General features: G+C 62.8%; 14 protein-coding genes. 9 read left to right on the top strand and 5 right to left on the bottom strand.

The features are described from left to right. Positions 1-9: 9 nt before the first annotated feature. On the bottom strand, positions 10-705 hold the full coding sequence (locus RI444_RS17615; protein WP_062097857.1) for a GNAT family N-acetyltransferase: 696 nt from the start codon (positions 703-705) through the stop codon (positions 10-12). 116 nt (positions 706-821) lie between these two features. Here RI444_RS17615 and RI444_RS17610 point away from each other — a divergent pair, with 116 nt between their 5' ends. Then, a complete protein-coding gene (locus RI444_RS17610; protein ID WP_062097855.1) occupies positions 822-1,718 on the top strand; it encodes a rhodanese-related sulfurtransferase in 897 nt (298 codons plus the stop codon). Positions 1,719-1,771: 53 nt separating this feature from the next. Here the strand turns inward: RI444_RS17610 and RI444_RS17605 are convergent, their stop codons facing one another. Both RI444_RS17605 and RI444_RS17600 read right to left on the bottom strand, forming a co-directional pair. Beyond that, positions 1,772-2,305 carry a DUF6023 family protein gene (locus tag RI444_RS17605; protein ID WP_062097853.1) on the bottom strand — a complete coding sequence of 178 codons (534 nt, stop codon included), beginning with the start codon at positions 2,303-2,305 and terminating at the stop codon, positions 1,772-1,774. Between the two features lie 66 nt (positions 2,306-2,371). Continuing rightward, on the bottom strand, positions 2,372-2,815 hold the full coding sequence (locus tag RI444_RS17600) for a hypothetical protein (RefSeq protein WP_062097851.1): 444 nt from the start codon (positions 2,813-2,815) through the stop codon (positions 2,372-2,374). A gap of 91 nt (positions 2,816-2,906) precedes the next feature. On the opposite strand from RI444_RS17600, the gene RI444_RS17595 reads away from it, so the two are divergent. From RI444_RS17595 to proC, 7 genes are all read left to right on the top strand, one after another. Next, complete coding sequence (locus RI444_RS17595; RefSeq protein WP_062097849.1) at positions 2,907-4,553, top strand: methyltransferase; 1,647 nt, start codon at positions 2,907-2,909, stop codon at positions 4,551-4,553. 107 nt (positions 4,554-4,660) lie between these two features. Beyond that, entirely contained in the window at positions 4,661-5,299 is a 639-nt protein-coding gene (locus RI444_RS17590; RefSeq protein WP_062097847.1) for a helix-turn-helix domain-containing protein, read from the top strand. Between the two features lie 134 nt (positions 5,300-5,433). Further along, positions 5,434-8,154 (top strand): type I DNA topoisomerase, encoded by a 2,721-nt coding sequence (gene topA / locus RI444_RS17585; protein ID WP_207605585.1) that lies wholly within the window; start codon positions 5,434-5,436, stop codon positions 8,152-8,154. A 68-nt stretch (positions 8,155-8,222) separates the two neighbouring features. Further along, positions 8,223-8,657, top strand: a complete 435-nt coding sequence (locus RI444_RS17580; protein WP_207605586.1) for an SseB family protein — start codon at positions 8,223-8,225, stop codon at positions 8,655-8,657. A 72-nt stretch (positions 8,658-8,729) separates the two neighbouring features. Continuing rightward, positions 8,730-9,890 carry a Ppx/GppA phosphatase family protein gene (locus RI444_RS17575; RefSeq protein WP_227471534.1) on the top strand — a complete coding sequence of 387 codons (1,161 nt, stop codon included), beginning with the start codon at positions 8,730-8,732 and terminating at the stop codon, positions 9,888-9,890. Position 9,891: 1 nt separating this feature from the next. Continuing rightward, complete coding sequence (locus tag RI444_RS17570) at positions 9,892-10,722, top strand: sugar phosphate isomerase/epimerase family protein (RefSeq protein ID WP_062097841.1); 831 nt, start codon at positions 9,892-9,894, stop codon at positions 10,720-10,722. A 339-nt stretch (positions 10,723-11,061) separates the two neighbouring features. Further along, on the top strand, positions 11,062-11,892 hold the full coding sequence (gene proC, locus RI444_RS17565) for a pyrroline-5-carboxylate reductase (protein ID WP_062097839.1): 831 nt from the start codon (positions 11,062-11,064) through the stop codon (positions 11,890-11,892). Positions 11,893-11,947: 55 nt separating this feature from the next. Here proC and RI444_RS17560 read toward each other — a convergent pair whose 3' ends face one another. Next, complete coding sequence (locus RI444_RS17560) at positions 11,948-12,634, bottom strand: potassium channel family protein (protein ID WP_021473824.1); 687 nt, start codon at positions 12,632-12,634, stop codon at positions 11,948-11,950. Then, entirely contained in the window at positions 12,627-14,060 is a 1,434-nt protein-coding gene (locus RI444_RS17555; protein WP_062097837.1) for a TrkH family potassium uptake protein, read from the bottom strand. The genes RI444_RS17560 and RI444_RS17555 overlap by 8 nt, the downstream gene beginning before the upstream one ends. A gap of 103 nt (positions 14,061-14,163) precedes the next feature. Here RI444_RS17555 and RI444_RS17550 point away from each other — a divergent pair, with 103 nt between their 5' ends. Further along, positions 14,164-15,390 (top strand): acetoin utilization protein AcuC, encoded by a 1,227-nt coding sequence (locus tag RI444_RS17550; RefSeq protein ID WP_207605587.1) that lies wholly within the window; start codon positions 14,164-14,166, stop codon positions 15,388-15,390. The last annotated feature ends 8 nt before the right edge of the window (positions 15,391-15,398 follow it).

The following is a 15,398-nucleotide window of genomic DNA, read 5'->3' as shown; positions in this document are numbered from 1 at the left end:
CCCATTCTGTCATTCCGCGGAAAGGTCCGGTCCTCCAGAGCTTCCCACGGACATCATGAGGACGTGGCACACCACGTCCCAACCGAGGTGGGAGTAGAGCTTCTGCCCGTCCAACGAAGCCAGCAGCAGCCCGTTCTCGACGTCGTGCGAGAAAGCCTGGGCGGCCAGTGCCTTCATGATGAAAGTTCCCAAACCGCGCCGCTGGAAGGCGGGCTCCGTGACGATCTTGTCGAACACCGCTGTGCCGTTCACCACGTAAACCCGGCCGCTCGCGGCCACCTGCTCACCGGAATGGACCACGGCGTAGTGCACGCCATTGGACTCGCTGGTGGCCAGTTCAAGATCATCGTCGGGAAGCCAGGGATCTTCGGCATCCTGGGTCTCCATGTCCACGATCATCATGGTCTGGGAAGCGGAGTTGACGTTGAGTCCGTGTTGTTCGGCAAGGTACTTGTACCGTTGAACGTCGTTGGTCAGGATCGTCAGGATCCGGGTCTCTGCTTCTGCGGTTTTCGCAGCCAGTGCAGCGAATTCCTCGTCGGAAGGGTCATGGGCAAAGTACTCCCAGTCACCTGTCTTGTCGGCGCGCAGCGCGGCAGGAAAACGGCCTTCTTGCCGTGATTCGTAGCCCCGGCAGCCGGTCCACCCGGCTACCCAGACTTCCAAGAGGTGTGCGATGTCTTCAACCAAGGCGTCTGGACTCATGTAGAGAGAGTATGCCAGCGCTCCGGGAAGCAACAGAGCCGGTTCTGCCCGCTAGCGGGTGCTTATGAAATTGTGACTTCGCCGCGGGATTCTAATACACCAAGTAACCTTTAACGGTGGCTTTGAACCGAATTGTACTTTTTTACGGCTTTACTCCGATCGCCGACCCGGATGCAGTGCGCCTATGGCAGCGCGCCCTCTGCGAGAAACTGGGCCTTACCGGCCGCATCCTGATCTCCAAGGACGGCATCAACGCAACTGTCGGCGGTGAGCTCAACAACATGAAGCAGTACGTCAAAACCACGCGTGAGTACAAGGGTTTCCACGATATCGACTTCAAATGGTCCGACGGCGGCGCTGACGACTTTCCGCGGCTCAGCGTCAAGGTCCGCGATGAGATTGTCTCCTTCGGCGCACCGGGCGAGTTGAAAGTGGACGAGAACGGCGTTGTGGGTGGCGGCAAGCACCTGCAGCCCGAGGAGCTGCACGCCCTGCTGGACAGCAAGAAGGCCGACGGCGAGGACGTTGTTTTCTTTGACGGCCGCAACGCGTTCGAGGCTCAGATCGGCAAGTTCAAGGATGCGGTGGTCCCGGACGTCGCCACAACGCACGACTTCATCAAGGAACTGGACTCGGGGAAGTACGACGACCTCAAAGATAAGCCTGTAGTTACGTACTGCACCGGCGGGATTCGTTGCGAAGTTCTCTCCAGCCTGATGGTCAACCGGGGATTCAAGGAGGTCTACCAATTGGACGGCGGAATCGTCCGGTATGGAGAGACCTTCAAGGACAACGGTCTTTGGGAGGGCTCGCTGTACGTCTTCGACAAGCGCATGCATGTGGAGTTCAGCGACGACGCCAAGACCATCGGCTCGTGTGTCCGGTGCTCGGCGCCCACCAACAAGTTCGAGAACTGCTCCAACCCAAGCTGCCGTACGTTGACGCTTTACTGCGCGGATTGCGCTTCGGATCCGGCAACCTTGAGGTGTCCGGACGGCTGCGAAGCCGCCTGACCGCCGTCGGGCGCCGAACCAAAGGCGGCTACCCGCCCAAGGCGGCTGACCCGCTAAAGCCGGCTGACCCGGTACGCGAAGTTGGCATCGGACCTCGTTCCAACAGTGATGTCCAGGACCGCATCAGCCTCGAGTTGCACGACGCTCACGCGGGCATTTGCGCACCCAAGGGTCAGATCCACCAAATCCGATTCATCAAGCGCCACTTTGAAGGAGACCCTGCGGGTGCCGCGGCAGGCCAACGTCACCGCGTACGTGCCGCCGGGCAGTTGAACCGTTTGTTCCGTCCGTGATTCTCCTGGCTCAAGGTAGCCGCTGCTTGAGTAGAAAGACCGTCCCTGGGATTCGGGCAGTGCCGCTTGCGCCCACTCTTTCAGGGCTTCACCGGTCACTGTTGATTCCAAGGCCGGATCCGGAGGAAGCACTACGTTCCTGCCCGCAGAGGTCGTGGAATCAGCTTCGGCCCGGCCAGGTTCCTCATAGGTGTACTCGCACCCCGTCAGCGCCGTGACCACTCCAAGCAGAAGCACGACGGCGGAACCCGCCAACCGTCGCGGTCCCACGGAGCCAGCCGCCTTGCCGCCCATGTTCTGACTTTACGCTTGCGCGCCGGCTCTCCATAGAGCCGGTTGTTGGTTCGATGGAGGCGGAGTTCAGCTCGTCGCGGGCGCCAGTTGGTAGGCGTAGATCAATGGCGCGTCAACGCTGCTCGTGGAGATGATGACCGCCCCCGTGGCCGGGATCTTGATCTTCACGGTTTCACGGCTGCCGTTGCAGGCAGCGCCGGCGTCGGCGATCTGCTGTCCGCCCGTGGATACCGCGAAGAAGGCTTTTCCTCCGCCGTCACAGGCCATGGTGAGGGTGTACTGGCCGGCAGCAACGTTCTGAGCATCCTTCACGATCGGGTCCCGGTCCAGGATCTTTCCCGAGTCCTCCAACACAATGCCGGAAGCGGCGGGCAGTGCGTCCTTCTTCCAGGCGGACACATCGGCGCGGGAGATGTCCACCGGCTGCTGGCATGCGGTGGCTGCCAGCAGGAAGCCGGCGGCAGTGAGAACCATGCCGGCACGGCGGACTGTGGAGGAGACATTGAGCATGGTTCCACGCTACCGGTTTCCCCGCGGGAGTCTTTCCACATAGCGCATCCACGGTGAACCGGCAGGGCAACCCCGACCATAGACTGGCAACGTGAACCCATCCACATCAGTGTTTTCCTCAGGCAATACCCCCGATGCTCCCCGCAGTGACCAACCGGCGCTCCTGGCTGCCCTTGCAGACGCGTTCAAGTCAGTGAATTACACGCTCGACGGCGTTGCGGACCTTCTGGGGCCATCAGCCTATGCGGCGCTGGGCAGGGACCAGATCATCCCGGCCCTTTTGGCCACGGAACGGACGTCGGGTTCGGGCCAGGCCGGGCTGCGGGGGTTAACCGTCCTGGTGCGGCTCTGGCTTCTTGCGGTTCCGCAGGCTGTTGCGGACGTTGATGCCGCCCTGCCAGGTCCAGGTGCCAACGGGCTCGCCGAGCTCGGGCTCGTCTCCATCGCGGACGGGGTTGCTACCGCCGCCGTCGATGTCCGTCCTTATGGATGGGACGCTAATCCGGACGGCAGCGGCGGAGCGGAACTGTGGGTGGCGAGTGACCTGGCGGCCCACCAGCAGCCGGGCGTGCTGCGGCACGACCACGTCCTGGGAATCGGCCAGGCTTCCACAACGCTGGTGCAGACCACCATTAGGCCGCATGCCAAGCGTGCCCTGGACCTGGGTACCGGTTGCGGAATCCAGACCTTCCACCTGCTCCACCATTGTGAGCACGTCACGGCAACAGACATTTCGGAAAGGGCCCTGGCCTTCACGAGGTTCAATCTCGTCCTCAACGCCGCAGCCTTGGAAGTGGATCCAAACAACCTCGAAGCCCGCATCAGCCTGAGGCTCGGTTCCCTCCTGGAACCGGTGGAAGGCGAACGATTCGACCTCGTAGTCTCCAACCCGCCCTTCGTCATCACTCCCCGCACCAAGGGAGAATCCGCAGCAGACCGGTTCACCTACAGGGATGGCGGTTTGCCGGGCGACCAGATCGTCTCTTCCTTGGTGAAGTCCCTCGGCAGCGTCCTTGAGCCAGGCGGAACCGCCCAAATGCTGGGCAACTGGGAGATCACCGCTGGTGCGCAGTGGAAGGACCGGCCTGCGTCCTGGCTCGAGGGTTCCGGACTGGATGTCTGGTTCATCCAACGCGAGCAGGTGGGGCCCGAACAGTACGCCGAGACCTGGCTCCAGGACGCATCCGAGTCCCGGGACCCGAACCATTACAAGGAGGCCTACGCTGCCTACCTTGAGGACTTTGCCTCCCGGAATGTGGAGGGCATTGGTTTCGGCATGATCTGGTTGCGTCGGCCGGCCGGAAGTCAGGGCACCATCAGCCGGTTCGAGGAAATCACCTACCCCATCGAGCAACCCATTGGCCCCCACTTGGGCGCGGCCATCGAGAGGGCGGACTGGCTGTCGGCCAACCAGTTGAACGAGGCCCATTTGCTGGTGGCCGAGGACGTCACCGAGGAGAGGCATCAACGGCCGGGCGCTGAGCACCCCGGAGTGATTCTGTTGCGGCAGGGGGCAGGCCTCCGCAGGACCAACTTGCTGAGCAGCGAACTAGCCGGCTTCGTCTCTGCCTGCGACGGTGACCTCAGCGTCAACCAGATCATCAAGGCACTGGAAGCCCTCCTGGGAGGGGAAGAGGGATTCGACGCCGAAGCCTTCACCTCTACGCTCTTCCATGAGGTGGGCAATCTGGTCCTGGACGGATTCCTCGTGCCGGCCGAGCCGGGCAAATCTCCATGACGCACGCAGATCCACGGAGGTCATTCCCCGGTGCCGGCACCCGCACTCCCTCAGTACCCCCACGTGGCGCTGATCTCCCTGGACGTGACGCTGATTACACTGATGAAGTGATTGCGAAGAATCAGGAGACCGGGGTAGCGGGCGAACCGGCGGGCAGTGGACGTAACGAGCAAAAAGTTGAGATCACCGATCCCAAAGCCATCCGCGCCTTGGCGCACGCGGCGAGGTTGGAAGTCATCTCGGAACTTTATGCCACGCAGGTAAGCCACACGGCCACGGAACTTGCTGCCAGGACGGGCCTGACTCCCAGCGCCATGAGCTACCACCTCCGCGCACTCCAGAAGTGGGGGATCGTTGTTCCGGCCGAGAACGCAGGCGACGCCCGCGAACGTCGGTGGAAGGCGGCAGGGAAGGACTTCACCATTTCCGGCGGCAGCGTCGCCAGCCCGGAGATCGCGGTTGTCGATCTGGAACTCGATGCGTTCAGGCGGAGGGCGTCCGCTTTTGCCAAGGCCAGGGGCGAACGGCGGCAACGCGGTGAGACTGCGGAGGAACCGGCATCGGTGCTCCTGTCCAGCAACCTGCTGTATTTGACCAACCAGCAGCGTAAGGAACTTTCGGACAGAATCCGTGAAATTCTCAGGGAGTACGAGCTCGAGGATCCCACCCGGATTCCGCAAGATGCTGAACGTGTTGCTACGTTATGGTCGATGATTCCGGACGATCGGTCAGCGCCCGGGAACTAGGATTCAGGAGCCAGCCACCAACCGGCATCCTGGAAGGGCGGATTGACCGGCCCAAACGCAGGATTCTGCAAACTATGGTGAACTAGGCCAATATGGGCACCAGCCCAAATACACATTTTTTCTGTAGGAGCACCGTGCCCAGCAAGGCAAAAACCGGCAAGAAACTCGTGATCGTGGAGTCTCCGGCCAAGAGCAAGACCATCGCCAAGTACCTTGGCGAAGGCTTCATCGTCGAGGCTTCCATTGGTCACATCCGTGACCTTCCGCAGCCGTCCGACCTCCCTGCAGAACTCAAGAAGACCTCGCTGGGCAAGTTCGCTGTTGACGTTGAGCACGACTTCAAGCCGTACTACGTCGTCTCCCCGGACAAAAAGAAGAAGGTCGCCGAACTCAAGGCCCAGCTGAAAGACGCCGACGCGCTTTACCTCGCAACCGATGGGGACCGCGAAGGCGAAGCCATCGCGTGGCACCTCCTTGAGGTCCTGAAGCCCAAAGTTCCGGTCTACCGCATGACCTTCGGTGAAATCACCAAGGAAGCAATCCACCGCGCGATGGACAACCTGCGCGACGTGGACACGGCCCTCGTTGATGCGCAGGAAACCCGACGGATCCTGGACAGGCTGTACGGCTACGAAATATCGCCTGTGCTGTGGCGCAAGGTTGCCCGCGGCCTTTCCGCAGGACGCGTGCAGTCCGTGGTGACCCGGATGGTGGTTGACCGTGAACGTGAGCGCATGGCGTTCAAGGCCGCTTCCTACTGGGACCTGACGGGCCAATTCGGCGCCGAGTCGGGCTCCTTCAAGGCCAAGCTTGCTGCCGTCGACGGCTCCAAGGTTGCCACCGGCCGCGATTTCAATGACGACGGCCAGCTGGTCTCCTCGAACGTGGTCCACCTCAACGAGGAACTAGCCACCTCCCTTGCTGCCGGCCTGGAGAACGCGGACTTCAAGGTCCGCTCCGTGGACACCAAGCCGTACACCCGCCGTCCCGCCGCCCCGTTCACCACTTCCACGCTGCAGCAGGAAGCCGGCCGTAAGCTCAGGTTCTCCTCCAAGAGCACCATGCAGGTTGCGCAGCGCCTCTATGAAAACGGCTACATCACCTATATGCGTACGGACTCCTCGGCGTTGAGCGACGAGGCCGTCACGGCCGCGCGTCGCCAGGCTGCTGAGCTCTACGGTCCCGAATTCGTGCCGCAGAGTCCGCGGATCTACGCGAACAAGGCCGCGAACGCCCAGGAAGCGCACGAGGCTATCCGCCCGGCCGGTGACTCCTTCCGCACCCCGGCCCAGGTGGCCAAGCAGCTCAGCGGAGACGAGTTCCGGCTGTACGAACTCATTTGGAAGCGCACCGTGGCCTCCCAGATGGCAGATGCCAAGGGCTCCACGGCAACCATCCGCCTTGGCGCAGTTGCAGCGGACGGCCGGGACGCCGAGTTCTCTGCTTCCGGTACCGTGATCACCTTCCCCGGCTTCCTTGCCGCCTATGAGGAAGGCAAGGACGAGGGCCGCGGCGATGACGACTCGGACGACGCCCGCCGCCTGCCGAACGTGGCCAAGGACGATTCCCTTACCGCCTCGGATATTGTTGCGGTTGGCCACGAGACATCTCCGCCGCCGAGGTACACCGAAGCGTCATTGACCGCTGAACTGGAAAAGCGAGGCATTGGACGCCCGTCTACCTACGCTTCGACCATTTCCACCATCCAGGACCGCGGCTACGTCCGCAAGCAAGGTTCCGCGCTGGTACCCAGCTGGATCGCCTTCTCTGTGATCCGCCTGCTGGAACAGCACTTCACCGACTATGTGGACTACGAATTCACCGCTGACATGGAAGGCGACCTGGACAAGATCGCCAACGGGCAAGCGGTGGGCGCAGCATGGCTGAAGCACTTCTACTACGGAGAAGATGCCGATCCCGGCCTGTTGAGCATCGTCAACAACCTCGGCGAGATCGACGCCCGCGAGATCAACTCCGTGCCGATCGCAGACGGCATCACGCTGCGGGTGGGTAAGTTCGGCCCGTACCTTGAGAGCACCATCCCCACGGTCGATGAGAAAACCGGGGAGGTCGTGGAGTCCGCGCGGGCCAATGTTCCCGAGGAACTGGCCCCGGATGAGCTGACGGCAGCCAAAGCCATCGAGCTCATGGAAACGGCGGCACCCGAGGAACGGGTCCTGGGAACAGATCCGCACACCGGGCACACAGTTGTAGCCAAGAACGGCCGCTACGGCGCTTACGTCACCGAGATCATCCCGGAAATGACGGAAGAACAGATCGCCAATCAGCCGGTTGAGTATTACAAGAACGGCAAGCCGAAGCCGCCCAAGAAGCCTGTGAAGGTCAAGCCCCGCACCGGCTCGCTGTTCAAGTCCATGTCCGTGGACACCGTCACGCTGGACGAAGCTTTGCAGCTGATGAGCCTGCCACGGGTCCTCGGCGAGGACGCGGAAGGCAACCCCATCACCGTGCAGAACGGCCGCTTTGGGCCTTACCTGAAGAAGGGGACGGACTCGCGCTCCATTGGTTCGGAGGAGGAAATCTTCACGATCACCCTGGAGCAGGCGCTGGAGATCTATTCGCAGCCCAAGCAGCGTGGCGCCCGTGCAGCGGTCCCGCCGCTGGCTGAGTTCGGTCCCGATCCCGTGTCGGAAAAGAACATCGTGGTGAAGGAAGGCCGCTTCGGCCCCTACATCACTGACGGCGTCACCAACATTACGGTTCCGCGTTCCACGTCCTTGGAAGAGCTCACCAGGGAACGGGCCATCGAGCTGCTCGCCGAGAAGCGCGCCAAGGGCCCGGTGAAACGGACCACCCGCAAGGCACCGGCCCGCAAGGCAGCGGCGAAGAAATAGCACTGCGTCGGGACGCATGGCGATGATCGCACTTTGCGTCCCGGCCGCCATCATGGTCGAGTAGAACCATGACTGAACAGACTGCCGCCCCGGACAACCAACCATTGAATGATCTTGAGGCGAAGCTTGCTTTGGCCGAGCAGCCGGATGTGAATCCGGTGGATGTCATCCTCGCCTTCCTGAACAACGAGGTCTACCTGGTCAGCTCCGAAGCCGTAGACGGTCCGGATTCCTCCGTGGAACCCTTGGTGCTGTCCAACGCGGACAACCAGCCGGTCCTTGCTGTCTTCAGCCACCCGAGCCGTGTGGATGCCCGCTTCCTCGAAGCGGCCCCGAACGTGCTGGGTACCATGGGCTCGGCCATCCTCGCGAACATCGGCGACGAACTGGGCCTGGTCATCAACCCTGGAAGCGAGCACGGCTTCGAGATCGATCCTGAAGGCATCGCCAATATCCGCCGTGATTTCAAGCGGGCGGACGAAGTCGGCGAGGCTGCAGAGTAAAAGGGCCTCAGAGTCGGACGAAACGTGCCCGCGAGTTGCTTCCCGGGCTCCGATTCGGTGAATAATGGCAGAATGCGTCTTGGCGTTCTCGACATCGGGTCAAACACCGTCCACTTGCTGCTGGTCGATGCCCATCCCGGCGCGCGTCCGGTGGCTTTCGCCTCCCATAAGCGTCCGTTGTCGCTGGTGCAATACCTGGACGGCGACGGAAACATCAGTGATGAGGGCCAGCACGAGCTGATCGAATTTGTCCTTGAAGCGTGGGAGTTCGCTGCCCGCCACAAGGCCGAGGATCTGTTGGCCTTTTGTACCTCGGCCATTCGCGAGGCCACCAACGGTGCCGAGGTCCTGGCCAGGGTCAAGCACGAAACCACCGTGACGCTGCAGGAACTCACTGGCAGCGAAGAAGCGTCCATGACGTTCTTCGCCGTGCGCCGCTGGTACGGCTGGGGGGCAGGGCCCATCCTGGACCTGGACATAGGCGGTGGCTCGTTCGAAATGGCCTACGGCACTGACGAGCTTCCCGAGTTCGCCACGTCCGTGCCCTTGGGCGCGAGCCGGCTCACCCGGGACTGGCTGCACGAGGACCCGCCCACGGCCAAGAGCGTCAAGGAACTGCGACGGTACATCCGCTCGACCCTCAAACCGGTGGTGCGCGAATTCCAGGAACTCGGCCGGGCCAACCTCGTGGCGGGGACGTCTAAGACTTTCCGGTCCCTGGCACGTATTGCGGGTGCCGCGCCGAGCGCCGCAGGCCCGTACGTCAAACGCGAGCTCCATGCGGCGGACCTCGGCCTCTGGGCACAGCGGATCTCCGCCATGACCGTGGCGGATCGCCTGTACCTCCCGGGTGTTTCCGACGCCCGGGCCCGCCAGCTGCTCGCCGGAGCACTGGTCGCCGAGGCTGCACTGGAGCTTTTCGAGTTTCCCAAAATGGAGATCTGCCCGTGGGCCCTGCGGGAGGGCCTGATCCTCCGCCGGCTGGACCAATTGGTCTTCGAGGAAGCCCTCGAGCCGGCCCCGCATGTGGGCAAGCGCAAGAAAGACAAGTCCAAAAAGAAGAAGAAGGCCAAGGAAAGCGAAGAGCACACGGATACAGACAAGCACTTGGAAACGGCCGGGCAAGCAGATGCCGACGGTCCCGCGCACCCGGTAGAGGGCCTGCCGGTACAGCTCGGCGCGCCGGTCTCCGACACTGCACCGGCCACGACGGCAAGGGGGTTGGCTTCCTAGGATGACTACCGACGTCGAACCTTCAGAGAACCATCGCCGGATTCCGGTGGCGCTGTCCAGCGCATCCGTTTACCCGCTCAGCGTCCACGACGCCTTCGCCGTGGCCCAGGACCTCGGTTATGACGGCGTGGAGGTCATGGTCACCAACAATGCCGTGAGCCAAAACCCCGGTGCGCTCATCCAGCTAAGCCACCGCTACAACCAGGAAATCGTGTCCATCCACGCACCCACGCTGTTGTTGACGCAACAGGTTTGGGGCACCGCCTGGAACAAGATTGAGCGTTCCTGCCAGATGGCCAAGGAGGTGGGTTGCGACACCGTGGTGGTGCACCCGCCTTTCCGGTGGCAGTCCAACTACGCCGAAAACTTCGTTGAAGGCGTCCGTGAGATCTCGGCAATGTACCAAGTGCACATCGCCGTTGAAAACATGTACCCGTGGCGCGTCCGGGGACGTGAAGCGGTGGCTTACCTGCCGCACTGGGACCCTATGGAGGGGGATTACGACGCCGTCACGTGGGACTTCTCGCATGCGGCCACTGCCGGGGCCAACAGTTTGGAGGCCGTGAAGGCCTTGGGCAGCAAACTGCGGCACGTCCATCTCACGGATGGTTCAGGCTCGGGCAAAGACGAACACCTGGTCCCGGGAACAGGAACCCAGCAGTGCGCCGGTGTCCTTCAACATCTTGCCTCCAACGGGTTCACAGGCGCGGTGGTGGCCGAGATTTCCACCCGTAAGGCCAAGGTCACCGGGGAGCGTGAGGAGATGCTCGCTGAGACGTTGCGCTTCGCACGCCAGCACCTCGCTGCCCCGGTCCGCAGCCTGGAGGGGTAGCGCCGGCTTCGGCAAGGCCCGGGACCCGGACATAAAACCTGGGCCCGGGCTTTGGCGTGCTTACAGCGGAAGCCTTTGCCTCGCGTTTTGTCCCATAACCCCGCTTAAAAGCGAAAGCACCGGCGGCCGAATCGGGAAATGGGGGAAAACCCGTCCCGGCCACCGGTGCTGCTGGCGGACATCCCCATGCCCGCCTCATCACTCGCACCCTCAATGAGGTAAGAACCAACTTACGGACCAACCTTGGGTGGGGCCTGCAATAATCTTGGGAACTTGCTGTGAATCCCTCAGTGCGGACTCCGTTCGACCCCTCCGCAGGGGAACTGCCATGATGGACCAATGAGCAACCGAATCGCATTCCTTGGCTGTGGATCAATGAACGAGGCAATTCTCACCGGCATCCTTGCTGCCGGGACCGCCCCTTCGGACATCGTCGCCACGGTGCGGCGGGCCGAGCGGGCGGAGGAGCTGGCCGAGCGGCACCGGGTTACCGCTATTGCAGGCGAAGAGGAACCGGACAACAACAAGCTGGCCACCAAGGGTTCCAGCATGGTTATCCTGGGCGTCAAGCCTGTGGGCATCACGGACCTCGCCCGGGAAATCAGCCCGGCGCTGGCGAAGGATACTGTGGTGGTCAGCGTTGCTGCCGCGGTTTCCATTGCCCAGCTTGAGGCGGCCCTCCCGGACGGCCAGCCGGTGATCCGCACTATGCCGAACACTCCCTCCAAGTTGGGCCGGGGCGTCATTTCAGTGTCGCCCGGAACGCACTGCACGGCTGTGCAGCTCGAGTCAGCCAAGGCTGCGTTCGCAGGAGCCGGCAAGGTTGTGGAGATTCCTGAGGAGCAGGTGGACGCCCTGTCCGCGATCAGCGGTTCGGGTCCCGCTTATGCGTTCTATCTGGCCGAGGCCATGGCCGCCGCCGGTGTTGAGCTCGGTCTGGACGAGGAATTGTCCGTCATGCTTGCGCGCGAGACCGTAGCCGGGGCCGGCTTCATGCTCGCTGAACCGGGTGCGGATCCGAGCGCACTCCGCAAGGCAGTCACCAGCCCGAACGGCACCACCGAACGCGCCATTGCCGCGTTCGACGACGGCGGGCTGCCCAAGATCATTGCCGAAGGCGCCCGGGCTGCCGCAGCGAGGGCAGCTGAGATCACCAAGGAGCTTGGCTGACCGCCAAGGCGGCGCCGCACCGCTAAGCCCGCGCCGAACCGCCAAGGCCGCGCCGCTAAGGCCGCGCCGCGAAGCGCTCCAACAAGTCCACGTGTCCGGATACGATCAGCATGTCGTGTCCGGACACTTTGGTTTCCGGCCGGGCATACGTGAAGTCCTCGCCCGGAGTCTTCACGCCAACGATCGTCACGCCGTACTTTGAGCGGACCTTGGATTCCTCCAGCGTGAAGCCCACGGTTTCCTTGGGCGGGTACATCTTGACGATTGCGTAGTCGTCGTCGAACTCTATGAAGTCCAGCATGCGCCCGGACACGAGGTGCGCTGCACGGACGCCGGCATCGGCTTCGGGGTAGATGACGTGGTTGGCGCCGATGCGGCTGAGAATCTTCCCGTGCGAGGGCGTGATGGCCTTGACCCACAAGTGCTGGATTCCGAGGTCCACCAGGTTCACCGTGATCAACACGGAGGATTCGATCGATGTACCGACGCCCACCACGGCGGAGCTGAATTCCTGCGCACCGAGCTGACGGAGGGCGTCGATGTTGGTGGCATCGGCTTCCACGACGTGGGTCAGCACCGGTGCCCACTTCTGGACAAGCCCACGGTCACGTTCGATCGCAAGGACCTCCCGGCCTTGTTTCACCAGTTGCTCGGCGGTTGCCGAACCGAAACGCCCGAGTCCGATCACCAGGACAGGCGCGTTGTGGGCGGGGCGATTGGCCGCCCCTTGGATGCTAGCCAATGATTGGCCTCTCTTCCGGGTAGTGGTACAGCTGGCTGCGCTGGCGCAGGGCCAGGCCCGCAGCAAGGGTAACGGTGCCGACGCGGCCCGCGAACATCAACGCTGTCAGGACGTAAACGCCCGACGGCGGCAGTTCGGCACTGAGGTTGGTGCTCAGTCCAACGGTGGCAAAGGCGGAAATGGTTTCAAACAGCACCCGGTCCAGGGAAGCTCCGCTGATGGACAACAGCAGGAAAGCAGCCACGGAGACGAGCGTTGCTCCGGCCACGATGACGGAGATGGCTACCCGCATGGTGCCTTGGGGGATGGTTCGGCCGTAGACCTTGACGTCTGCGTCACCGCGCGCTTCGGCAACGATTGCCAGGAACATGACGGCGATGGTGGTCACCTTGATTCCGCCCGCGGTGGACGCCGAACCGCCGCCGGCGAACATCAGGGCATCCGTGAGCAGCATGGTGGTGGATTCCATGTGGTTCTGGTCCACCAGGTTGAATCCACCGGACCGGGTCATCACCGAGGCGAAGAGTGAGTGGATGATCTTGTCCCCAAGGCTCATGTGCCCGATGGTCCGCAGGTTGTCCCACTCCATCAATGCCCAGAGGACTGTTCCCGCCGCCAGCAGGATGAAGGACACCTGGATGGTGAGCTTGGTGTGCAGGTTCCATTTCTTCCAGTTCAAGCCGTTTTGCTGCAGCACCATGACCACGGGAAAGCCGAGGCTGCCCAGGAATACCCCCAGCATCAGGGGTACGAGGATCCACAGATCGGTCTCGTAGGGAACGATTCCGTCCGAGTGCGGAGTGAAGCCGGCGTTGTTGAAGGCTGAGATGGAGTAGAAGACACCGTGCCACACCGATTGCCAGAACGGCTCACCCAGCAGCATGAACCGTGGCACCAGGACCAGGGCCAAGGCACCCTCGATGACCACCGAGGTCACGATCACGATCCGGAGCAGGGTACCCACTTCGCCGAGCCTGCCGGCGTTGTTCATGGCTTCCTGCGCGATGAGCTTTCCACGGACACCAAGCCGTTTGCTCACCATGAGGGCCAGCAGCGACGCCAGCGTGAGCGTACCGAGGCCGCCCACGAAGATGCCGATCAGGATGACGAGCTGCCCGAAGAAAGACCAGTGGGTGGCAGTGGAAACAACCGTCAACCCGGTAACGCAGACGCTGGAAACCGCGGTAAACATGGCTTGGTGGAGGGGAGTGGGCTCCCCGGAGGCAGAAGACGCCGGAAGTGACAGTAGCCCGGTGAAAAGCAGGATGACCAAGGAGAAGGCCACCAGCGCCAGGCGGGCCGGGGAGGTGTTGGCGATGTTGTCGATAAAGTCGCGCGCACGCGTGAAAATCCACAAGCCTTCGCGTTCCGGCTGGCCGGGTTGCCAGTTGGCCGGGGTAGTTGACCGCGACTGGCTTTGAGACATGGCGCTCTTCCTCAAGTGAACATACTTTCCCTGAGTAGTAAACCACTATTCGCCCGCCGTAACCGGGCGAAGCGGCGGGACGCCCTCAGGTAGCCTGTTCTGGATGAATGACACGCTTGGAACGCCTGCTTCCAGCATCACCCGCTCCGCACTGCCAACGACGGTGGTGTGGGACTCTGCCATGACCGCGTACAACTTCGGGCCTACCCACCCGATGGCACCGCAGCGGCTTGAGCTGACAGCAAGACTTGCTGAAACGCTGGGCCTGTTCGACCACAAGCATGTGGCGATGGAACCGCCCAGGATAGCCACCGACGTCGAACTTTGCTCGGTCCATAGCGCCGCCTATGTGGAAGCGGTGCGGAAGGTCAGTGATGACCCTTTCACTCCGGATGAAGAACGCGGGCTCGGGACCGAAGACGACCCGGCGTTCGCCGGAATGCACGAGGCCAGCGCGCGACTGGCCGGAGGTTCGCTGGTGGCGGCGGACGCGATTCTGTCCGGGGCCGCCGTGCGGGCCGTCAACTTCAGCGGCGGGATGCACCATGCCGCCCGCGAACGGGCCAGCGGCTTCTGCATCTATAACGACGTCGCGATGGCCATCCAGAGGCTGCTCGACAACGGCGTGCAGCGGGTGGTGAGCATCGACGTCGACGCCCACCACGGCGACGGGACCCAGAGCCTGTTTTGGGACGATCCGCGCGTCATGACCATTTCCTTGCACGAGTCGGGCCTCACCATGTTCCCCGGAACAGGTTTCGCCAATGAGACCGGTGGCCCGAATGCCCCGGGCACGGCAGTGAACGTGGCCGTTCCGGCGTTCACGGGCGACGCCGCGTGGCTTCGGGCGTTCTACGCAGTGGTTCCGCAGATCGTGGGCGCTTTCCAGCCCGAGGTCATTGTGAGCCAGCACGGTTGCGACTCCCACCGGCTGGATCCATTGACGCACCTCAACCTCAGCGTGGACGCCCAGCGGGAGGCCGCAAGCGCGATCGGAAGCCTCGCGGCCAGGTACTGCGATAACCGGTGGATAGCCACCGGGGGCGGCGGGTACGAGGTTGTGAACGTTGTTCCGCGCGCGTGGACCCACTTGATCGGAATGGTGACGCAGCGTCCCGTTCCCCTGGCCAAGCCCGTGCCCGCATCGTGGCGCACCTATGTCAGCGAGAAGTACGGGGTGTCCGCGCCGGAAAGCATGGGCGACGACGTCGATATCTGGTGGCGCTCCTGGGAAGTGGGCTATGACCCTGCCGATCCCGTGGACCGGACTGTCATCGCCACGCGCAAGGAGATCTTTCCGTTGTACGGCCTGGACCCCTGGTTCGACTGAGCGTTTGC

It is taken from the genome of Paenarthrobacter sp. AT5 (genome assembly GCF_032764245.1).
In the GTDB taxonomy this organism is placed as follows: Bacteria; Actinomycetota; Actinomycetes; order Actinomycetales; family Micrococcaceae; genus Arthrobacter; species Arthrobacter ureafaciens.
Note: the sequence above shows the minus strand (reverse complement) of the source record. Positions and strands in the feature narration are given on the sequence as shown.

Coding starts and splice junctions, on each gene's coding strand:
- RI444_RS17605 (WP_062097853.1), bottom strand. CDS start 2,305: ATGGGCGGCAAGGCGGCTGGCTCCGTGGGACCGCGACGGTTGGCGGGT.
- RI444_RS17555 (WP_062097837.1), bottom strand. CDS start 14,060: ATGTCTCAAAGCCAGTCGCGGTCAACTACCCCGGCCAACTGGCAACCC.
- RI444_RS17570 (WP_062097841.1), top strand. CDS start 9,892: ATGACTACCGACGTCGAACCTTCAGAGAACCATCGCCGGATTCCGGTG.
- RI444_RS17550 (WP_207605587.1), top strand. CDS start 14,164: ATGAATGACACGCTTGGAACGCCTGCTTCCAGCATCACCCGCTCCGCA.
- RI444_RS17580 (WP_207605586.1), top strand. CDS start 8,223: ATGACTGAACAGACTGCCGCCCCGGACAACCAACCATTGAATGATCTT.
- RI444_RS17575 (WP_227471534.1), top strand. CDS start 8,730: ATGCGTCTTGGCGTTCTCGACATCGGGTCAAACACCGTCCACTTGCTG.
- RI444_RS17615 (WP_062097857.1), bottom strand. CDS start 705: ATGAGTCCAGACGCCTTGGTTGAAGACATCGCACACCTCTTGGAAGTC.
- RI444_RS17600 (WP_062097851.1), bottom strand. CDS start 2,815: ATGCTCAATGTCTCCTCCACAGTCCGCCGTGCCGGCATGGTTCTCACT.
- proC (WP_062097839.1), top strand. CDS start 11,062: ATGAGCAACCGAATCGCATTCCTTGGCTGTGGATCAATGAACGAGGCA.